This window comes from Variovorax sp. VNK109 (genome assembly GCF_049445855.1).
In the GTDB taxonomy this organism is placed as follows: Bacteria; Pseudomonadota; Gammaproteobacteria; order Burkholderiales; family Burkholderiaceae_C; genus JAGOCV01.
In genome coordinates this window covers 1,414,774-1,434,326 of record NZ_JBMSDV010000001.1, presented here as the reverse complement: position 1 = coordinate 1,434,326, position 19,553 = coordinate 1,414,774, and the positions used below count along the sequence as shown (strand labels likewise).

The following is a 19,553-nucleotide window of genomic DNA, read 5'->3' as shown; positions in this document are numbered from 1 at the left end:
ATTTCATGATATTTCACATGATATGTCAACGACGAACGGCATGGTGCCTTTCGCACAACAGGACTTTTCATGGCATTCGGGATCATTGAGAACGCCCGCAAGGTGTTCCCCGCCAGAGACCTCGGCAAGGGAGCGAAGCAGGATCTGGTGGCGCTGGACGACGCCAGCTTCACCTTCGAGGAAGGCGAATTCGTTTCGCTGCTCGGGCCCAGCGGCTGCGGCAAGACGACGCTGCTGCGCATCGTGGCCGGGCTGATCCCGCGCACGTCGGGCAACGTCATCGTGGCGGGGCGCGAAGTGACCGGCCCCTACGGCGACTACGGCTTCGTGTTCCAGGCGCCGGGCCTCATGCCCTGGCGCAACGTGCTGGACAACGTGCTCTTCCCGATGGAGGTGCTGCATCGCAACGATGCCAAGGCGAAGGCGCGTGCTCACCAGCTGCTCGAAATCACCGGCCTCGCGGGCTTCGAGAAAGCGCGCCCGCATCAACTCTCCGGCGGCATGCAGCAGCGCGTGTCGCTGTGCCGCGCGCTCATCCATGAACCGAAGCTGCTGCTGATGGACGAGCCCTTCGGCGCACTCGACGAACTCACGCGCATCGAGATGAACGACCTGTTGCTCACCATCCGCAACGAAACCCGCGCATCGGTGCTGTTCGTGACGCACTCGATTTCCGAAGCGGTCTACCTCGCCGACAAGGTGCTGGTCTTCAGCCGCCGACCAGCGCGCGTTGCGCTGCAGATCGAGACGGGCTTCGGCCCCGTGCGCAACCAGGGCCTGCGCTTCACGCCGGCCTTCTCCACCATCGAGCGCCAGGCCAGTGAGGCGCTGGGCATTGTCGGCATCGGCCACGAACAGGCATCGCCCAAGGTGGCAGCATGAACCGCGATTCAATCGAGAAGACCCTCTATCCCATCCTCGGCGTGCTGATCACGCTGGGGCTCTGGCAACTTGTCTGCATGGCGTGGAAGATGCCTTCCGCTGTCCTGCCGACGCCTTATGAAGTGGCCGCCGCAGTCGTCAAGCACTGGCATGCGCTGGTCACCGAAGGCTGGATCACCTTCAAGGCGACGATGTACGGATTCATCCTGGCGCTGGTGCTGGGCATTCCCATCGCGGTGGCCGTCTCCAGCTTCCGCTGGGTGAACCTCACGTTCTACCCGTTGCTGGTGGCGCTGCAGTCGGTACCCAAGGTGGCGCTCGCACCCATCCTGCTCGTGTGGCTCGGCACGGGCATGGAGTCGAAGCTGGCCATTGCCTGGCTGGTGGCGTTCTTCCCGATCATCGTGGACACGGCCGCCGGACTGCAGTCCACACCCAAGGAACTGCTGGAGCTGGCTCGCAGCCTGCGCACCTCGCGCTGGCAGGTGTTCTCGATGATCCAGTTCCCGGCGGCGCTGCCGTTCGTCATCACCGGCGCCAAGGTCGCCATCACGCTCGCCGTCATCGGCGCGGTGATCGGCGAATTCGTCGGCTCCAGTGAAGGCCTTGGCTTCCTGCTGCTGAGCGCCACGTCGCAGATCAACACGCCGCTCGCGTTCGCCGCGCTGTTCGCACTCTCGGTGCTGGGCATGCTGGTGTACGTGATGGTGGTCCTGTTCGAAAAACTCATCGCGGGCTGGCTGCCGCCCCCGCCCCCGGCGCACTGAAACCGCGCCCGAACCGAAACCTCATCCAAAGGAAGTCGTCAATGTCACAAACCGCTGCAGAAACGCTGGCCAAACTGCCCGGCGCTCCGTCGCTCGAAGAAATCCTCATCCACACCGGCCAGGTCGAATGGCGCGAGAAGTCGCTCAAGGGCGTGGCCGAGAAAATGCTCTGGCGCGACGAAGCCACGGGCGCGTCCATCGCGCTGATCCGCTTCGCAAAAGGCGCAAGCATTCCCAAGCCGCACAGCCATGCATCGAACCAGTTCATGTTCTGCCTGAGCGGCAAGTACGAGTACACCAGCACCGGCGTGACGCTGCTGCCCGGTTCGTTCTACTGCAACCCCAAGGGCAACGTGCACGGACCCACGCTGGCGCATGAGGAAACGGTGGTCGTGGAGATCTACGACGGCCCGCACTACCCGCAGATGCCCGACTGGTACACCGACGAGCGCGACGCGCACTGAGCATGGCCCAGGTCAAAGTCGAAACCGGTGCGCTGCTCGCGCTGGTCACCGAACTGTTCACTTCACTCGGCGCACCCGAAGCCGACGCCGCGCTGCTGGCCGATTCGCTGGTGACGGCGGATATGGAGGGAGTGGCGTCGCATGGCGTGATGCTGCTGCCGATGTACGTGGAGCGTGTGAAGACGGGCAGTGTGTCGCTGACCGCGAAACCCGTCATCGTCGAAGACCACGGCGGACTCGTCGTCATGTCGGCCGCGAACACGCTGGGCCAGGTGTCGTCACAACAGGCTGTCTCTCTGGCCATCGCGCGTGCGCGTGAACACGGTGTGTCGGTCGTCACGGTGCGCGACGGCTTCCACTTCGGCGCGGCCGCCTACTGGACACGCCGGTTCACGCGTGCCGGCATGATCGGCTTCGCGCTGTCGAACACCAGGCCGCTGATGCCTGCGCCGGGTGGTGCCGAACGTGTGGTGGGCAACAACCCGCTGTCGATCGCCTTTCCAGCGCATGAAGACAAGCCGCTCGTGGTGGACATGGCGATGAGCGCGTCGGCCATGGGCAAGATCCGCGTGGCCGCCTCACAAGGCCAGCCGATCCCCGAAGGCTGGGCGACCGATGCCGACGGGCAACCGACCACCGACGCGCAGGCCGCCATCGACGGCATGCTGCTGCCGGCTGCCGGGCCCAAGGGCTTCGGCCTCGCCGTTGCCATCGACCTGCTCTGCGGTGCATTGTCGGGCGGCGGTGTCGGTGCTGCGGTGCGGCCGCTGTACTCGAACCTCGATCAGCCGTACAACTGCTCGCACACGTTCATCGCCATCGACGCATCGAAGGTGGGCGGCGGGCAGGGCATCGACGCTGGCGTCGCCGCGTTCGCGCAGGGCGTGCGCGATTCGAAGGCGGCGCCGGGAACATCGCGCATCTACGCGCCGGGCGATCTCGAGCGCGCGCGCCGCGAAGCTTGCGGCACGCAGTGTCCCTTGCCGGCCAACCTGCCGGAACAACTCAACACGCTCGCGAAGGACGCAGGCATCGCGAGCCGCATCCAGACCCTCTGAAAGAAAGACAAGAGACCATGAAACAACAGATCACCTCCCCGCTGCTGGCCACGCCGAACGGCCACTTCTCGCAAGCCACCATGATCGAGGCCAAGGGGCGCATGCTGTTCATCTCGGGCATGACGGCCCGTGCGAAGGACGGCAGCATCACCGGCATCGGCAACGTGGAGCTGCAGACCCGCCAGGTCTGCGACAACCTGAAGGCGGCCGTCGAAGCCGCGGGCGGCACGCTCAAGGACATCTGCCGCGTGGACGTGTACGTGCGCAACATCGAGCACTTCAGCGTGATCCACAAGGTGCGCGCCGAATACTTCGAGGCGCCGTTGCCTGCCTCGACGATGGTCGAAGTCTCCAAGATGGTCTCGCCCGAGTACCTGATCGAGATCAGCGCGATCGCCGTGCTCCCGGACTGAAGGCACCCACCGATGACACCGATGAAACTCGGAACTGTCCTGGCGGGCGGCGACAAGCGCGTCGCCTGCATCTTCGGCGACGCGGGGACCGCCGTGCTCGCGCCGCGCGAACTCGGCGACGTCGTCAGCATCATCCAGGCGGGTGATGTTGCCGTCACGGCGCTGCGCGCACTCGAGAATGCGTCGAACGCCGAGCGCGTGTCGCTTGCGGACGCGAAGGTCCTGGCGCCCATCCAGCGCTTCACGCGCGACGTGCTGTGCACCGGCTGGAACTACTGGGACCACTTCTACGAAAGCGAAGGCAAGCGCGAAGGCCAGGACGTGCCCAAGCCTGATGCGCCGACCTTCTTCACCAAGGCGCCGGGCGTGGTCATCGGCCCGTGCGATGACATCGCGTTCGACGCAGCGGTCTCCGCCAAATGGGACTACGAGGCCGAGATCGTGCTGATCATCGGCAAGGGTGGTCGCAGTATCCCGCGCGACAAGGCCCTGTCGCATGTCTTCGGCTATTGCCTGGCCAACGACGTGTCGCAACGCGATCTGCAGCGCCGCCACGGCGGCCAGTGGCTCAAGGGCAAGAGCATCGACGGCACCATGCCCCTCGGCCCGTGGATCGTGCTGCGCGACGACCTCGACCTGCAGAAGACGACCATCGAATTCGAGCTCAACGGGACGCTGATGCAGCAGGCGAGTGCGTCGCAGATGGCGTTCCCCGTCGATGAGCTCGTGTCGGAACTCTCGTTCGGCATGACGCTCAACGCCGGCGACATCCTGCTCACCGGTACGCCCAGCGGTATCGGCAACGCGCGCACACCGCCCGTCTTCCTGAAGGAGGGCGACGAACTCATCGCACGCGCAACGGGTCTGGGCGAACTGCGCAACCGCATGCGCAAGACCGACCTCGCCGGCTACCAGCCGCTCTGAAAAGGAAAACCATGGAAACGCTACGCGTACAGCACCTGGCCGGCTACGGCCTGGAGGTCCCCGAGGTCGAAGTGGCCGAGCGCTTCTACACCGCGTTCGGGCTTGCGGCCACGCACGAAGGCGGCGCGCTGCAACTGCGCAGCCTCGAAGCCGGCCCCGCAGAAATGGTCGTGCTCAAAGGCGGCTCGCAGAAACGCCTGCACCACCTCTCCTTCGGCATCCTCGCCAAAGACCTGCCTGCGTTCGGCGAACACCTGAAGAAGCTCGGCACACCGCCCGTCACCCCGCCGTTCGGCGAAGTGCGCGACGGCCTGTGGTTCCAGGACCCGTGGGGCACCTGGGTCAACCTCGTGCCCGTGGAGCCCCGCCCCGAACCGTCGCTGGAACCCCAGCTGGTCACGCCCCGCGTGGACCGCCACCGCTGGCAGGAGCTGCGCCGCGAAGTGAAGCCCAACCGCCTGGGCCACATGCTGATGTTCACGCAGGACTGGGAGAAGACCGAGAAGTTCTACGCCGACGCGCTGGGCCTGCGCACCAGCGACCGCGCGGCGGGCAAGGTGTCGTTCATGGCGGGCGGGCAGGGCGTGCGTGATCACCACTGCTTCGGCCTGATCAACAGCACGCACCGGGGCTTTCAGCACGGCAGCTTCCAGGTGGACTCGATCGATGACATCGGCTTCGGGGCTCTGCAGATGCACAAGGCAGGCTTCACCGAAGGCTTCGGCGTGGGCCGGCACGCGCTGGCGTCCAACCTGTTCTACTACGCGCGGGACCCGTGGGGCAGCTGGATCGAGTACTACGCGGACATGGACAAGATCAGCGAGAACTGGGTGTCCAAGGACTGGAACGACCTGCCCTACATCTGGCCGAACTGGGCCCCGGAGTTCTGGGGCAAGGAAATGAACGCCAACCACGAAGCGCGATGATCGAACTCGACGTCCACACGCATCTCATCCCCGTGAACGCGGAGCGGCTGACCGGCATTCCCGGCGTGCGGTGGCTGCCCGAGGAGCAGGCGATGGTGATCGACGGGCACCGCGTCGGCATCAGGAGCCTGTTCCAGCCGCAAAAGCTCATCGACTGGATGGACACGCGGGGTGTGCAGCGTGCACTGATCTCGGTGCCGCCGCCCACATACCGGCAGGATCTGCCGCCCAGCGATTCCCTGGCGTGGGTGAACTACCTCAATGAAGAGCTGCTGGCGATCGCCAGCGCGAGCAACGGCCGCCTCGGCGCGCTGTATTACCTGCCGCTGGAGCATCCGGGGCTGATCGAGCCCTTGCTCGAATCATTCGATGCGCGCTTCGAAGGGATCGCACTGGCGGCTGGCGGACATCCGGATATCGTGTACTCGGAAGCGCATTACCAGCCGCTCTGGCAATGGCTCGAGGCGCGCAAGTCCTTCGTCTTCATGCACCCCGGGGCGTGTGGCGATGCGCGCCTCGCGCCTTTCTATCTCGAGAACCTGGTGGGTAACCCGTACGAGACGGGTGTCGCCGCCGCGCATCTGGTGATGGCGGGCATTCCGTCTCGCTACCCCGGCATCCGCTTCTGCCTCGCGCATGCGGGCGGCGTGTTTCCGATGCTGTGCGGGCGCATGGAGCAGGGCTTCACCACGAGCCGGCCGGGCGTCGATCTCGAACAGGAACGTCCGCTGCAGGCCGCACGACGCTTCTGGGCGGACTGCATCGCGCACCACCCCGGCGCGTTGCGGCTCGCGCGCGAGGTGATGGGTGAAGACAAGGTGGTCTTCGGCTCCGACTGGCCGTTCCCGATGGGCATTGATGACCCGTCGGGCGTGCGCTGAAGTCCGCCGGCTTCAGTCGCGCAGTGCCTTCGCGTGATGCGCGATGTGCTCGCCGATGAAACTCGCGATGAAGTAGTAGCTGTGGTCGTAACCGGGCTGCATGCGCAGCGTGAGCGGATGGCCCGCTGCGTCGCACGCGTTCTTCAGCAGTTCGGGCTTCAACTGCCCTGCGAGGAATTCATCGGCATCGCCCTGGTCCACCAGCAGCGGCAGGCGTTCCTTCGCGCCCGCAATGAGTGTCACCGCGTCGTGCTGTGCCCATTGCGAACGGTCTTCGCCGAGGTAAGCGGTGAAGGCCTTCTGCCCCCACGGCACCTGCGTCGGCGCGACGATCGGCGAGAACGCCGACACGCTGGCATAGCGGCCCGGGTGGCGCAGCGCGAGCGTCAGTGCGCCGTGCCCGCCCATCGAGTGGCCGGAGATGCCGCGCCGGCCGGTGGTGGCCACGTGGCTCTCCACCACCGCCGGCAATTCATCGACCACATAGTCTTCCATGCGGAAGTGCGGTGCCCACGGCGCCTGCGTGGCGTTGAGATAGAAGCCCGCGCCCTGGCCGAGGTCGTAGGCCGCATCGTTGGCGATGCCGTCGCCGCGCGGACTCGTGTCGGGCGCGACGACGATCAATTCATGCCGTGCGGCGAACTGCTGCGCGCCGGCCTTGGTGATGAAGTTCTGCTCGGTGCAGGTCAGGCCCGACAGCCAGTAGAGCACCGGGCACGGCTCGCCCGCGACGGCCTTCGGCGGCAGGTAGAGCCCGAACTTCATGTCGCAGCCCAGCGTGGTGGACGCATGCTTCCACACCTCCTGCCGGCCGCCGAAACTGGCGTGCTGTTCGACGCGTTCCATCGTCCCGTCCTTTCGCGATCAGTAGTGCACCACGGTGCGGATCGACTTGCCTTCGTGCATCAGGTCGAAGGCTTCGTTGATGCCGTCCAGCGCGCGGGTGTGGGTGACGAAGGGCGCGAGCTGGATGTCGCCTTTCATGGCGTCCTCCACCATGCCGGGGAGTTGGGAGCGGCCCTTCACGCCGCCGAAGGCCGTACCCAGCCACTTGCGGCCGGTCACCAGCTGGAACGGCCGCGTGGAGATTTCCTGGCCTGCACCCGCCACACCGATGATGACCGACTGGCCCCAGCCGCGATGCGCGCATTCGAGCGCAGCGCGCATCACATTCACGTTGCCGATGCATTCGAACGAATGATCCACGCCCCAGGTCGTCATGTCGACAATGACCTGCTGGATCGGCTTTTCGTGGTCCTTGGGGTTGATGCAGTCCGTCGCGCCGAAGGTACGTGCGAGTTCGAACTTCGAAGGGTTGGTGTCGATGGCGATGATCCGGCCGGCCTTGGCGTGCTTCGCGCCCTGGATCACCGCAAGGCCGATGCCGCCCAGGCCGAACACCGCCACCGTGTCGCCGGGCTGAACCTTGGCGGTGTTCTTCACCGCGCCCAGGCCCGTGGTCACGCCGCAGCCGAGCAGGCAGACCTGCTCGGGGTTCGCTTCGGGGTTGATCTTCGCGAGCGAGACTTCGGCCACCACCGTGTACTCGCTGAACGTGGAGCAGCCCATGTAGTGGTAGACAGGCTGGCCGTTGTACGAGAAGCGCGTCGTGCCGTCGGGCATGACGCCCTTGCCCTGCGTGGCGCGCACGGAGACGCACAGATTGGTCTTGCCCGATTTGCAGAACAGGCACTCGCCACACTCGGCGGTGTACAGCGGGATCACATGGTCGCCGGGCTTCACGCTCGTCACGCCTTCGCCCACCTCCACCACGATGCCTGCGCCTTCATGGCCGAGCACGGCGGGGAACAGGCCCTCGGGGTCGTCGCCCGAGAGCGTGAACGCATCGGTGTGGCAGACGCCGGTGTGGGTGATCTTCACCAGCACTTCGCCCTTGCGCGGCGGCTCGACGTCGATCTCGACGATCTGCAGCGGCTCTCCGGCCTTGAATGCGACGGCGGCACGTGATTTCATGGATGCTCCTTGGAAATTTCGGGGGTTTACTTCAGGTACGAACGCACGATGCGCATCAGCTGGTCGATCTCGGCCTGTGTGTCCACGGGCCTGCGGGTCGCTTTTGCAGTGGCCTTGCCCGGCGAAGCCTGCGGCCCGAAGGTTTCGCGCAGGTGACTCTCCAGCACTTCGGCCATCAGGCCGGTCGAGGCGCCGCGCAAGGCAGCCAGCTGCTGCAGCAGCGCGCCGCAGTCGGTCCCTTGTTCGACCGCGCGCTCCAGCGCCTCGGTCTGGCCCTTGATGCGGCGCAGCCGTTTGATGACGCGCTGTTTCTCTTCGAGTGAATGCGGCATGGGGTCGTTCAAATACTGGGGGGTAGTATAGCCACGCGGGAACGGCGATCGGGTCTGCGCGGGTGCGTGGCATCTTCCTTGCTGCGATCGCCATACTTTTGCCATGGGCCGCACCTTCCAGACGGAGACCGCAATGCAGATTTCTTCCAGGATGATCGATGCCGTGCTGGCGCCGCTGCAGTTCGCTGGCGACGCGACCCGGTTCGCGCAGGCCGCGACCTCTTCGCTTGGCGAACTGCTGGGCGCGCGCCGCGCGGTTCTCGTCGAGCGGTGCAGGGATGCGGATGACACCCGCACCGATCCGGCGCAGGTCCAGTTCGTCAATTGGCCGGACTGGTGCAAGCCGCACTACTGCCGGTACGAGCGGCAACGCGATCCGATCGCTGGCTGGCTCGATTCGGGGCGGGTGCGTGCAGACGGGGGCGTGGCCCGGCTGTCCGATCTGGTGCCGGGTCGCGAACTGGTCCACGCGCCGTACTTCGAAACGATGCTGAAGCCGTCCGGCGCCCGTCATGTGATCACGCTGGCGCTGCAGTCGCAGGGCGAGGTGGCCGGGGCGTTCAGCCTCGTGCGTGACGAGGCCGAACATGACTTCACGACGGGTGAGCGCGATCTCGCGCGGACGCTGGTTCCCGTGCTGGGGCTGGCCTATCGTGTGATGTCCGCTGAACGTCGCGTCCGGGCGCTCGAGCGGGCCAGCCAAGTCCCGACCGTCGCAGAGGCGCTGACGCCGCGCGAGCACGAAGTCATGACGCTGGCCATCCGTGGCCATGCCAACAAGGAGATCGCGCGCCTGACCGGCACGAGTCCCTGGACGGTGAAGAACCATCTCAAGGCCATCTTCCAGAAGACCGGCGCTCGCAACCGGGCCATGCTCAGTGCGATCATGCGTCGGGCCTGAGGGCGCGTGCCCTGCTTACCCGCCGTCACGTCCCGTCAACCACCCGCCATCAGTTCCTCCGCCGCCTGCAATCCCGACCAGTGCGACTGTCCCACGGTGCTGTTGGTGAGGTAGTCGCCACAGAATGCCACGCGCGGCAAGGCGCCGAGCGACCTGAAATCCTTCAGGCCGCGGATGAAGCCCTTCGGTCGCTTGCAGATGGCATGCGGCTGCTTGGAGATGAAGCTGTCGATCACGCGGGTGCCGCGCACCTGCGGCACGGCGTCTTCCACGTCGCTCCAGGAGATCGCCAGCAACTCCTCGTCGCTCGCGTGCGCGTGCTGGCGGCAACCCCAGTCCTTCCATTGCGAATGGGCGAAGGTTCTTCCGTTCCCCAGGTCGGTGAAGCGCAGGTTGCCGGTGCGCCGGAAGCCATCGGCCGCGGGCAGCACATAGGTGTCGAGCAGTTCGCCTTTGGGGCGGTCCAGCAGGTAGTAGACGATGTGGTGGCCCGCGTAGTCGATGCGGTCGAAGAAGTCCCGTCGGCGTGCGTCCAGTCCGGGCATGAGCCTGCTGACGTGGTTGCCGGGCACGGCCATCACCACGGCATCGCCGGCGATGAGTTCGGCGCTGTCGCCGCGGTGCGCCCGCACGCGCACACCGTTCGTGTCGTGATGCACGGCATCCACCGTCCAGCCGGTGCGCAGGTCGCAGCCCTCGTCCTGCGCGAAGTGTTCCTGCAGCGACCAGGTCAGGTGGCCGGCGCCGCGTTCCTTGAAGCTCCACATGCTGTTGCCGGCCCACGAAAGACGGCCGGACGAACTCCAGGCGGCCCAGCCGAGGGAGAAATCGTCCTCCCCATAGCCGCAGAACATGCCCATGCAGGGCTCGAGGAAGTAGTCGACGAAGGTGGGCGAGTAGCGGCGGAAATACTCGCAGGCATTCACGTCGTCCAGCGCCAGCGCGCTGGTGAGGTCGTGCGGGTCGCTGGCCATCATCTGGCGGGCCAGCACGGGAAGCGTGGCCAGCAGGCGTGCCTTCTCACCCAGGGGGATGGATGGATGTTTCGCGGCGCTGGTCATGTCGAATGCGCCGAAGTCGACGGCCTTGCCCCGCTTGACCAGCACGTTCCAGCGATGGGCGGCGGTGAGGTCGGCCAGCAGGCCCGGCTCGTAGATGCCGAGCTTGGTGGCCTGCTCGATGAGGTTGGTTTCTGCGCCGAGGAAAGCGAATGCGCCCGTCACGGCCCAGATGCCGTGCCATTGAACCGCGCGGCAGCGTCCTCCGGCTTCTTCGTCCTTCTCGATGAGGACGACTTCGTGGCCTTCTTCCCGCAGGCGGTACGCCGCTCCCAGGCCGGCGATGCCGGCGCCCACCACGATCACGCGCATGACTTGTTCCTTCGAATGCAGTTCAGCCCAGTCTAGGAATGCGCACGGCTGTCCGCCATGGCCCGAACGGGCTATGGTCCGGCGATGGCCGTCACCGGACACTCGTGCTGACCGGTCCCGCACCGGAGAGGAGGTCATCCATGCGTCCGATCGTTTCCAGCCTGTCCGAAGACCTGTCCCTGCGGATCGATGGCAGCCGTCTCTGGCACAGCCTGATGGATCTTGCGGAGATCGGTGCCACGCCCAAGGGCGGCGTCTGCCGGCTCGCGTTGTCCGACCTGGACCGGCAGGGGCGTGACCTCGTGATCGCGTGGGCCCGTGCAGCAGGCATGCGCGTGACGATCGACAGGATCGGCAACGTCTTCATGCGCCGGCCGGGACGCAACCCCGCGCTGCCGCCTGTGGCCACCGGCAGTCACATCGACACGCAGCCCACCGGCGGCAAGTTCGACGGGAACTACGGCGTGCTGGCCGGGCTGGAGGTGGTGCGCACGCTCAACGAACTCGGCATCGAAACCGAAGCGCCGATCGAAGTGGTGGCCTGGACCAACGAGGAGGGTTCGCGCTTCGTGCCGGTGATGATGGGATCCGGTGTGTTCGCGGGCGCGATCCCGCTGGAGCAGGCCTACGCCGCGCGTGACACCGAAGGCATCAGCGTGCGCGAGGCGTTGCAGGCCATTGGCTATGTCGGCGATGAGGAACCCGGGCAGCACCCCATGGGCGCGTACTTCGAGGCGCACATCGAACAGGGCCCGGTGCTGGAGCAGGAAGACACCACCATCGGTGTGGTGCTCGGGACGCTGGGCGTGCGCTGGTTCGACTGCACCGTCACAGGCATGGAGGCGCATGCAGGTCCGACGCCGATGGGCATCCGCAAGGATGCCATGCAGGTGGCCGCTGCGCTGATCCAGGAAGTGGTGGCAATTGCGCACCGACATCCGCCGCACGGGCGCGGCACCGTCGGCATGGTGCAGGTGTTCCCGAACAGCCGCAACGTGATCCCGGGGCAGGTGAAATTTTCCATCGACCTGCGCAACCACACCGACGCGCTGCTGGACGCCATGGCCGACGACATGCGTGCAACGGCCGCGCAGCTGTCTGCCAGCACAGGACTGGCGATCCGTCTCGAATCCGTCTCGAGCTATCCCGCGCAGCCCTTCCATGCGGACTGTGTGGATGCGGTGGAGCGGGCAGCGCAGGCGCTCGGGTATCCGAACCGGCGGATGATCTCCGGAGCCGGGCACGACGCGGTGTACACGGCTCGCCTTGCCCCGACGGGGATGATCTTCATTCCCTGCAAGGATGGCATCAGCCACAACGAGGTGGAGGACGCGAAGCCCGCCGATGTGGAGGCGGGTTGCAACGTGTTGCTGCACGCCCTGCTGGAGCGCGCAGGCATTGCACGGGGATGAGCGTCAGTCCGTGTCGCGGACGGCGTCCTTGCGCAGCGAGAGTGCAAGATCGTAGAGGGTGTTGCGTGAGCCGCCGGTCCATTGCGCGGCGATCTTCACGGCTGACTTGAGCGGCACGCCCTCGTCCAGCAACAGCTTCAGCGCGCGCGCGCCGGCATCGTCGCCGGGCTCCGTGACGGCCGCAGCGGCATGCACGACGACCACGAACTCGCCACGTGTGCGTTGCGTGTCTTCCTGCAGCCAGGCTGGCACATCCGAGGCAGGCAGGGTGTGGATGGATTCGAACTGTTTGGTGAGTTCGCGCGCCAGCGTGATCTCCCGCGTTCCGAGCGCGACGAGTGCAGTGGCGAGCGCCTCGATGCGGTGCGGCGCTTCCAGCAGCACGACGGCCCGTGGCTCGGCCGCGATCTTCCGAACCGCCGCGTCGCGCTCGGCACTGCGGGTGCTGAGGAATCCTTCAAAGACGAAATGACCACTGTCATGCACGAGGCCCGCCGCGCTGAGCGCCGTGGTGATGCTGCTCGCGCCGGGAAGTGGCAGCACACGAAGCCCTCCCGCCGTGACCGCGTGTGCGAGGCGCGCGCCGGGGTCGCTGACGGCGGGTGTGCCGGCATCGCTGACATAGGCCACGCGCTCGCCTGCGTGCAGCTTTTCCAGCACGCGGCCGGAGGCCTCGGCTTCGTTGTGCTGGTGCACGGCCAGCAGTTGATGCGACGACTTCTCGATGCCATAGGCGCGCAGCAAAGTCTGCGTGTGCCGCGTGTCTTCACAGGCAATCGTGTCGGCGATGGCCAGCACGTGCAGCGCGCGCAGCGTGATGTCGGCCAGGTTGCCGATCGGCGTCGCCACGACGTAGAGCGCGCCCTGCGGATAATGCTGGTGCCCTGCTGCCTCCCGGGCGGTGGCAAGGGCATTCGAGAACGATGCATTCAGGGTGGCGGTCAATGGGACTCCCGGCAGGAACAAATACCAAGCAGGTCGGCGATGCGGCGGAGTCCGTCGCGCTGGCACATCTTCGCCAAGCCGGCATGAAGCTGGTCGAGCGCAATTATCGGACGCCGGGACGCGGCGGCGGTGAAATCGACCTCGTCATGCAGGACAGGGATGGCACGCTCGTGTTCGTCGAAGTCCGGGCGCGTTCGACCAAGGCGCACGGCGGCGCGGGCGCGAGTGTCGGCGGCGTCAAGCAGCGGCGCATCATCTTCGCGGCGCGCCATTACCTCATGAAGCTGCGCGAGATGCCGCCGTGCCGCTTCGACGTGGTTCTGGTGGAGGACGAACTGGTCTGGCTCAAGGCGGCATTCGACGCGGCGTAGCCGGAGGCACCCGCCGCGCGTTGGCTTCTGCGGCGTTAGCTTTTGTGACCCCGGCCTACATCCGGTTTCACGATGCGGGGTTATCATCTTCGGCCATGCTCGAGCAACGCATCCAACAGCATTTCATCGACAGCGCCGACCTGAAATACCAGGCCGGCCCCGTGCTCAGCAAATCCATTTCATCGGCGGTGCAGGCCATGCTGGCTTGCGTGACAAGTGGTGGCAAGGTGCTGGCGTGCGGCAACGGCGCATCGGCAGCGGAGGCCCAGTATTTCGCTGCGGCCTTCGTCGGCCGCCTGGAGCGTGAGCGGCCCGAGCTGGGAGCCGTGGCGCTGTCGGCCGACACGGCGGTGCTCTCCGGCATCGCGAGTGATTACGAATTCGCCGCTGCATTTTCCCGGCAGGTCCGCGCGCTCGGGCAGGCCGGTGACGTGCTGCTCGTCCTCACCGACGACGGCAATCCGGCGAACATCGTGGCGGCGGTCGAAGCCGCGCACGAACGTGACATGACTGTCGTGGCACTCACAGGCCATGGCGGTGGCCAGGCGGGTCGCCTGCTGCGCGAGACCGACGTGCACATCTGCGTGCCACACGACCGTGCGCCGCGCATCCATGAAGTCCACCTGCTCGTCCTGCACTGCCTGTGCGACGGCGTCGACAACCAATTACTTGGAGAACAGGAAACATCCGCATGAACATCCAGACCAACGCTTCGCGCCTGCCCTCGCGCTTCATCCGCCTGGGCACCGCCGTGCTCGCAGGCACGGCCCTCTCGTTCATGCTGGGCGCCTGCGCCCCCGTGCTGATCGGCGGCGCTGCCGTCGGCGGTGCGATGGTGGCGACGGACCGCCGTACCTCGGGCATCCAGCTGGAGGACGAAGGCATCGAGCTGCGCGCCGGCTCACGCATCCGCGAGAACCTGGGTGACCGTGTCCACGTGAACGTGACCAGCTACAACCGCCAGGTCCTGCTGACCGGTGAAGTGCCGTCCGCGCAGGACAAGCAACTGGTGGAGCAGGTGGTGAGCCGCGTCGAGAACGTGAACGCGGTCGTCAACGAACTCGGCGTGATGGGCAATTCGACGCTCACGCAGCGCTCGTCCGACGCCCTTGTCACCGGCAAGGTGAAGGCGTCGCTGGTCGACTCGAAGGACATTTTCGCGAATTCGGTGAAGGTCACGACCGAGCGTGGCACGACCTACCTGATGGGGCGCGTGACGCAGCGCGAGGCGGACCGCGCCACCGAAATCACGCGCGGCGTCGCCGGCGTGCAGCGCGTGGTGCGCGTGCTCGAGATCATCAGCCCGGAAGAGCTGCAGCGCATCCAGACCACGCCGCCCGCAAGCGGTACGACGTCGCCGTCGCCGCGCACGAACTGACCGTCGCTGAAGCGCTTACTTCAGCCGCGTGATCAGGCTGGAAGTGTCGAAGCGATTGCCGCCGGCCTGCTGCACATCGGCGTAGAACTGGTCCACCAGCGCGGTGACGGGGAGCCGGGCACCGTTGCGCTTGGCTTCGTCGAGCACGAGACCCAGGTCCTTGCGCATCCAGTCCACCGCGAAGCCGAAGTCGAACTTGCCTTCGGCCATCGTCTTGCCGCGGTTGTCCATCTGCCAGCTCTGGGCCGCGCCCTTGCCGATCACGTCGAGCACCTGCGGCATGTCCAGGCCCGCACGCATGCCGAATGCAATGGCTTCCGACAGGCCCTGCACCAGGCCTGCGATGCAGATCTGGTTGACCATCTTGGTGAGCTGACCCGCGCCGCTTTCGCCCATCAGCGTGAACGCCTTCGAGAACGCCATGCCGACGGGGCGCGCGGCGTCGAAGGCAGCCTGGTCGCCGCCGCACATCACCGTCAGCATGCCGTTCTGCGCACCGGCCTGGCCGCCGGAGACGGGCGCGTCGACGAACTCGAAGCCCGCCTTCTTCGCGGCTGCATGAAGTTCGCGGGCCACGTCGGCCGAAGCCGTGGTGTGGTCCACGAAGATCGCGCCGGCCTTCATGCCCGCGAAGGCACCGTCGGCGCCGAGCGTCACGCCGCGCAGGTCATCGTCATTGCCGACGCAGCAGAAGACGATGTCTGCCTCCTGCGCGGCCAGCCTGGGCGTTGCCGCGTGCTTGCCGCCGAATTCCTTCGCCCAGGTCTCTGCCTTGGACGCGGTGCGGTTGTAGACGGTGACCTGGTGACCGGCGCGGGCCAGATGGCCGGCCATGGGGTAGCCCATGACGCCCAGGCCGACGAAGGCGACCTTGCGTGAGGGAGTGGATTCGTAGTTGCGGACGTTGATCGACATCGATGCCTCAGACGATCGCGAGATGTTCCGTGCCGGTGGACAGGTCCTGCGACTTGGCACGCTGGCTGTTGAGCTTGATCTGCAGGCGAAGGTCGTTCACCGAGTCGGCGTTGCGCAACGCGTCTTCGTAGGTGATGAGGTTGTTCTCGTAGGCGTCGAACAGCGCCTGGTCGAAGGTCTGCATGCCCAGGTTGCGGCTCTTCTTCATGATTTCCTTGATCTCGGAAATCTCGCCCTTGAAGATCAGGTCGGAAATCAGCGGCGTGTTGAGCATGATCTCCACCGCGGCCTGGCGGCCCTTGCCGTCCTGCTTGGGCACGAGGCGCTGGGAAATCATGGCGCGCAGGTTGAGCGACAGGTCCATCAGCAATTGCTGGTGGCGTTCTTCGGGGAAGAAGTTCACCACGCGGTCCAGCGCCTGGTTGGCGCTGTTGGCGTGCAACGTGCACATGCAGAGGTGACCCGTTTCCGCGAAGGCGATGGCGTGTTCCATGGTTTCGCGGTCGCGGATTTCGCCCATCAGGATCACGTCGGGCGCCTGGCGCAGCGTGTTCTTGAGTGCGGCTTCCCAGCTGTCGGTATCCAGGCCCACTTCGCGCTGCGTCACCACGCAGTTCTTGTGCGGATGAACGAATTCGACCGGGTCCTCGATGGTGATGATGTGGCCGTACGACTGCTCGTTGCGCCAGTCGACCATGGCCGCCAGCGTGGTGGACTTGCCCGAACCCGTCGCGCCGACCAGGATGCACAGCCCGCGCTTGGACATCGTGATGTCCTTGAGCACCTGCGGCACGCCCAGGCCGTCGATGGTGGGCAGCGTCTGCGGGATCACCCGCATCACCATGCCGACCTTGCCCTGCTGCACGAACGCATTGACGCGGAAGCGGCCGACACCGGCGGGCGAGATCGCGAAGTTGCACTCCTTGGTGCGCTCGAACTCCGCCATCTGCTTGTCGCTCATGATGGAGCGCGTGAGCGCCAGCGTGTGCGCCGCGCCCAGGGGCTGCGCCGACACCTTGGTGATCTTGCCGTCCACCTTCATCGCCGGCGGGAAGTCGCCCGTGATGAACAGGTCGCTGCCGTTGCGGCTGATCATCAGCTTCAGCAGGTCGTTGATGAATTTACTGGCCTGATCGCGTTCCATGAATGCTACCCCCGTCGTACTGCTCTTTGTGGCTTCAGCTCTGGCGGTCGCTCAACCGCGCGCTCACCACGCGCAGGCGCAGCGACAGTTTGCGGCCCAGCAACGCAATCAGGCTTGCGGCCAGTTGCGGCTCTTCGGTCATCATCTGGTCCAGGCCTTCGGCGCTCAGCACGGCGATCTCGGATTCGCTCAGCGTGGTGCAGGCCGAAAAGCGCAGGCCGCTGTCCAGCAGCGACATCTCGCCCAGGATGTCGCCGGGCTTGGCTTCGGTCAGGCGCAACTGTTCGCCCCAGGGCTGCAGGCGGTCCACGGCGATGTTGCCGGTCAGCAGCACCACCATGAAGTTGCCGTATTCGTCCTGCACGATGATGTCGCGGTTGGCGGGCACGATCGCGAAGTCGAAGAACTTCTCCAGGCGCAGGACGGCTTTCTCGTCCAGCGCGCCCATGTATTTGTCCTTGCTCCACAGCTGTTGCAGCAGCTTCACGCCGCGCGAGGAGTTGATCCGCTTGCCGTCGATCTCGCCGGCGCGCAGCTCCCAGGGGATGAGCATCGAGCCGTCCACGCCGAGCTCCGCGAAGGCGGAGGTGAACAGTTGCGAGTCCTGCGCATCCTCGAGCGACGGGCGCTGCGGCGAGGATGACTTCTTCAGCATTCCGAAGACGCTTTTCATGTTGGCTCCAGTCGGACTGTGTCTCTCAGCCCGGGAAATTTTCGGGAATCTTGGCCTTGCCGCGCGCTTCGGCCGCGCTGATGACGTTGCGCTTGACCAGGTCGGTCAGGTTCTGGTCCAGCGTCTGCATGCCCACGCTGTTGCCGGTCTGGATGGCCGAATACATCTGTGCCACCTTGGCTTCGCGGATCAGGTTGCGGATGGCCGAGGTGCCGATCATGATCTCGTGCGCCGCCACGCGGCCCTGGCCGTCCTTGGTCTTGCACAGCGTCTGCGAGATCACGGCCTGCAGCGATTCGGACAACATCGCGCGGACCATTTCCTTTTCCTCGGCCGGGAACACGTCGATGATCCGGTCGATCGTCTTGGCGGCGGACGACGTGTGCAGCGTGCCGAACACCAGGTGGCCCGTTTCAGCGGCGGTCATCGCCAGGCGGATGGTTTCCAAGTCGCGCATTTCGCCGACCAGAATACAGTCCGGGTCTTCACGCAGCGCGGACTTCAGCGCGGCTGCGAACGACAGCGTCATCGGGCCGACTTCACGCTGGTTGACCAGGCACTTCTTGGACTCGTGCACGAATTCGATCGGGTCTTCCACGGTGAGGATGTGGCCGTATTCGGTTTCGTTGAGGTAGTTCACCATCGCGGCGAGCGTGGTGGACTTGCCCGAGCCCGTCGGGCCGGTCACCAGCACCATCCCGCGCGGCTTGAGCGCGAGGTCGGCGAAGATTTTCGGCGCGTTCAGTTGCTCGAGCGTGAGGATCTTGGAAGGAATCGTCCGGAACACGGCGCCCGCACCACGGTTCTGGTTGAACGCGTTCACGCGGAAGCGCGCCAGGCCTTCGATTTCGAACGAGAAGTCGACTTCCAGGAACTCTTCGTACTGCTTGCGCTGCGTGTCGTTCATGATGTCGTACACCATGCCGTGGACCGCCTTGTGATCCAGCGCATCGACGTTGATGCGGCGCACGTCGCCGTGCACGCGGATCATGGGCGGAAGACCCGCCGAGAGGTGCAAGTCGGAAGCCTTGTTCTTGACGCTGAACGCCAGCAGTTGGGTGATGTCCACGGAGTCCCTCAGGGATGGGTTTGATACGCTTGTAACCTATTATGACGACGATTGGCAACAACCTCCAGCGCGTTCGCCAGCGCATTGATTCCGCCTGTCAGGCGGCCGGGCGCAACGCGGAAGACGTGAAGCTGCTGGCCGTGTCGAAGACCTTCGATGCCGAAGTTGTCAGGCAAGCTTTTACAGCAGGACAGAAGGCTTTCGGTGAGAACTACATCCAGGAGGGCGTGGAAAAAATCACGCTCCTCCGCGATTTGGGTGCGCAGTGGCACATGATCGGTCCCATCCAGAGCAACAAGTCGCGCCTCGTGGCGGAGAACTTCGACTGGGTGCACACCATCGACCGGCTGAAGATTGCCGAGCGGCTGGCTGACCAGCGACCCGCGGACCTGCCGCCGCTCGATGTCTGCGTGCAGGTGAACATCGACGGTGGCGCCAGCAAGTCCGGCGTGCCGCCGCAGGAAGTGGTAACACTGGCGCTGGCCGTTGTACAGATGCCACGACTGCGCCTGCGCGGGCTCATGGCCATCCCCGATCCGGTGGAAGACATCGACGCCCAGCGCATGGTGCACCGGCGCATGCGCGCGCTGTTCGATGACATCGGCGCGCTCGCGCCGATGTCCGGTTCGGGCCACTGGGACACGCTGTCGCTGGGCATGAGCGGCGACATGGAGGCCGCCATCCTGGAGGGCAGCACGATGGTGCGCGTGGGCTCGGCGATCTTCGGTGCGCGGAGCTACCCCGCGCACTGATT

23 protein-coding genes are annotated in these 19,553 nt (G+C 65.8%); 14 read left to right on the top strand and 9 right to left on the bottom strand.

Features of this window, described 5'->3' with window-relative positions; genetic code table 11:
- The first annotated feature begins 69 nt into the window (after positions 1 to 69).
- The 8 genes from ACO2Q9_RS07095 to ACO2Q9_RS07060 are packed head-to-tail and all read left to right on the top strand — an operon-like array spanning position 70 to position 6,315.
- Entirely contained in the window at positions 70 to 882 is an 813-nt protein-coding gene (locus ACO2Q9_RS07095; protein WP_423309710.1) for an ABC transporter ATP-binding protein, read from the top strand.
- Complete coding sequence (locus ACO2Q9_RS07090; protein ID WP_423309708.1) at positions 879 to 1,649, top strand: ABC transporter permease; 771 nt, start codon at positions 879 to 881, stop codon at positions 1,647 to 1,649. Before ACO2Q9_RS07095 ends, ACO2Q9_RS07090 begins: the two co-directional genes overlap by 4 nt.
- 41 nt (positions 1,650 to 1,690) lie before the next feature.
- Complete coding sequence (locus tag ACO2Q9_RS07085) at positions 1,691 to 2,113, top strand: cupin domain-containing protein (protein WP_423309706.1); 423 nt, start codon at positions 1,691 to 1,693, stop codon at positions 2,111 to 2,113.
- 2 nt (positions 2,114 to 2,115) lie between these two features.
- Complete coding sequence (locus tag ACO2Q9_RS07080) at positions 2,116 to 3,171, top strand: Ldh family oxidoreductase (protein ID WP_423309704.1); 1,056 nt, start codon at positions 2,116 to 2,118, stop codon at positions 3,169 to 3,171.
- Between the two features lie 17 nt (positions 3,172 to 3,188).
- Positions 3,189 to 3,584 carry a RidA family protein gene (locus ACO2Q9_RS07075; protein ID WP_423309702.1) on the top strand — a complete coding sequence of 132 codons (396 nt, stop codon included), beginning with the start codon at positions 3,189 to 3,191 and terminating at the stop codon, positions 3,582 to 3,584.
- Between the two features lie 21 nt (positions 3,585 to 3,605).
- Positions 3,606 to 4,508, top strand: a complete 903-nt coding sequence (locus tag ACO2Q9_RS07070) for a fumarylacetoacetate hydrolase family protein (RefSeq protein WP_423309700.1) — start codon at positions 3,606 to 3,608, stop codon at positions 4,506 to 4,508.
- 11 nt (positions 4,509 to 4,519) lie between these two features.
- Positions 4,520 to 5,434: a VOC family protein gene (locus tag ACO2Q9_RS07065; RefSeq protein WP_423309698.1), complete on the top strand. Its 915-nt coding sequence runs from the start codon at positions 4,520 to 4,522 to the stop codon at positions 5,432 to 5,434.
- A complete protein-coding gene (locus ACO2Q9_RS07060; RefSeq protein WP_423309696.1) occupies positions 5,431 to 6,315 on the top strand; it encodes an amidohydrolase family protein in 885 nt (294 codons plus the stop codon). Before ACO2Q9_RS07065 ends, ACO2Q9_RS07060 begins: the two co-directional genes overlap by 4 nt.
- 12 nt (positions 6,316 to 6,327) lie before the next feature.
- Here ACO2Q9_RS07060 and fghA read toward each other — a convergent pair whose 3' ends face one another.
- From fghA to ACO2Q9_RS07045, 3 genes are read right to left on the bottom strand one after another with little or no spacing between them, the layout of a single operon-like run.
- A complete protein-coding gene (fghA, locus tag ACO2Q9_RS07055) occupies positions 6,328 to 7,161 on the bottom strand; it encodes an S-formylglutathione hydrolase (protein ID WP_423309694.1) in 834 nt (277 codons plus the stop codon).
- An 18-nt stretch (positions 7,162 to 7,179) separates the two neighbouring features.
- The gene (locus ACO2Q9_RS07050; protein WP_423309692.1) at positions 7,180 to 8,289 is read right to left on the bottom strand and encodes an S-(hydroxymethyl)glutathione dehydrogenase/class III alcohol dehydrogenase; all 1,110 of its coding nucleotides are present in this window, start codon (positions 8,287 to 8,289) and stop codon (positions 7,180 to 7,182) included.
- 26 nt (positions 8,290 to 8,315) lie between these two features.
- On the bottom strand, positions 8,316 to 8,621 hold the full coding sequence (locus ACO2Q9_RS07045; RefSeq protein ID WP_423309690.1) for a metal/formaldehyde-sensitive transcriptional repressor: 306 nt from the start codon (positions 8,619 to 8,621) through the stop codon (positions 8,316 to 8,318).
- Positions 8,622 to 8,754: 133 nt separating this feature from the next.
- Here ACO2Q9_RS07045 and ACO2Q9_RS07040 point away from each other — a divergent pair, with 133 nt between their 5' ends.
- The gene (locus ACO2Q9_RS07040) at positions 8,755 to 9,522 is read left to right on the top strand and encodes a helix-turn-helix transcriptional regulator (protein WP_423309688.1); all 768 of its coding nucleotides are present in this window, start codon (positions 8,755 to 8,757) and stop codon (positions 9,520 to 9,522) included.
- A 35-nt stretch (positions 9,523 to 9,557) separates the two neighbouring features.
- On the opposite strand, the gene ACO2Q9_RS07035 is transcribed toward ACO2Q9_RS07040, so the two are convergent.
- Positions 9,558 to 10,892, bottom strand: a complete 1,335-nt coding sequence (locus ACO2Q9_RS07035; protein ID WP_423309686.1) for an FAD-dependent oxidoreductase — start codon at positions 10,890 to 10,892, stop codon at positions 9,558 to 9,560.
- Positions 10,893 to 11,032: 140 nt separating this feature from the next.
- Here ACO2Q9_RS07035 and ACO2Q9_RS07030 point away from each other — a divergent pair, with 140 nt between their 5' ends.
- On the top strand, positions 11,033 to 12,304 hold the full coding sequence (locus ACO2Q9_RS07030) for a Zn-dependent hydrolase (protein WP_423309684.1): 1,272 nt from the start codon (positions 11,033 to 11,035) through the stop codon (positions 12,302 to 12,304).
- Between the two features lie 3 nt (positions 12,305 to 12,307).
- On the opposite strand, the gene rsmI is transcribed toward ACO2Q9_RS07030, so the two are convergent.
- The gene (rsmI, locus tag ACO2Q9_RS07025) at positions 12,308 to 13,237 is read right to left on the bottom strand and encodes a 16S rRNA (cytidine(1402)-2'-O)-methyltransferase (protein WP_423309968.1); all 930 of its coding nucleotides are present in this window, start codon (positions 13,235 to 13,237) and stop codon (positions 12,308 to 12,310) included.
- An 11-nt stretch (positions 13,238 to 13,248) separates the two neighbouring features.
- Here rsmI and ACO2Q9_RS07020 point away from each other — a divergent pair, with 11 nt between their 5' ends.
- The 3 genes from ACO2Q9_RS07020 (at position 13,249) to ACO2Q9_RS07010 (ending at position 14,998) form a co-directional block, all read left to right on the top strand.
- A complete protein-coding gene (locus ACO2Q9_RS07020; RefSeq protein WP_423309682.1) occupies positions 13,249 to 13,620 on the top strand; it encodes a YraN family protein in 372 nt (123 codons plus the stop codon).
- A 95-nt stretch (positions 13,621 to 13,715) separates the two neighbouring features.
- A complete protein-coding gene (locus tag ACO2Q9_RS07015) occupies positions 13,716 to 14,315 on the top strand; it encodes a phosphoheptose isomerase (RefSeq protein ID WP_423309680.1) in 600 nt (199 codons plus the stop codon).
- Positions 14,312 to 14,998: a BON domain-containing protein gene (locus ACO2Q9_RS07010; RefSeq protein WP_423309678.1), complete on the top strand. Its 687-nt coding sequence runs from the start codon at positions 14,312 to 14,314 to the stop codon at positions 14,996 to 14,998. The genes ACO2Q9_RS07015 and ACO2Q9_RS07010 overlap by 4 nt, the downstream gene beginning before the upstream one ends.
- 15 nt (positions 14,999 to 15,013) lie before the next feature.
- Here ACO2Q9_RS07010 and ACO2Q9_RS07005 read toward each other — a convergent pair whose 3' ends face one another.
- The 4 genes from ACO2Q9_RS07005 to ACO2Q9_RS06990 are packed head-to-tail and all read right to left on the bottom strand — an operon-like array spanning position 15,014 to position 18,799.
- Entirely contained in the window at positions 15,014 to 15,913 is a 900-nt protein-coding gene (locus tag ACO2Q9_RS07005) for an NAD(P)-dependent oxidoreductase (RefSeq protein WP_423309676.1), read from the bottom strand.
- A gap of 7 nt (positions 15,914 to 15,920) precedes the next feature.
- Positions 15,921 to 17,057 (bottom strand): PilT/PilU family type 4a pilus ATPase, encoded by a 1,137-nt coding sequence (locus ACO2Q9_RS07000; RefSeq protein ID WP_423309674.1) that lies wholly within the window; start codon positions 17,055 to 17,057, stop codon positions 15,921 to 15,923.
- Between the two features lie 34 nt (positions 17,058 to 17,091).
- Positions 17,092 to 17,730 (bottom strand): cyclic nucleotide-binding domain-containing protein, encoded by a 639-nt coding sequence (locus ACO2Q9_RS06995; protein WP_423309672.1) that lies wholly within the window; start codon positions 17,728 to 17,730, stop codon positions 17,092 to 17,094.
- A 25-nt stretch (positions 17,731 to 17,755) separates the two neighbouring features.
- A complete protein-coding gene (locus ACO2Q9_RS06990; RefSeq protein ID WP_423309670.1) occupies positions 17,756 to 18,799 on the bottom strand; it encodes a type IV pilus twitching motility protein PilT in 1,044 nt (347 codons plus the stop codon).
- 41 nt (positions 18,800 to 18,840) lie between these two features.
- Between ACO2Q9_RS06990 and ACO2Q9_RS06985 the strand changes: the two genes are divergently transcribed.
- Positions 18,841 to 19,551, top strand: coding sequence for a YggS family pyridoxal phosphate-dependent enzyme (locus ACO2Q9_RS06985; protein ID WP_423309668.1), 711 nt, complete (start codon positions 18,841 to 18,843; stop codon positions 19,549 to 19,551).
- The last annotated feature ends 2 nt before the right edge of the window (positions 19,552 to 19,553 follow it).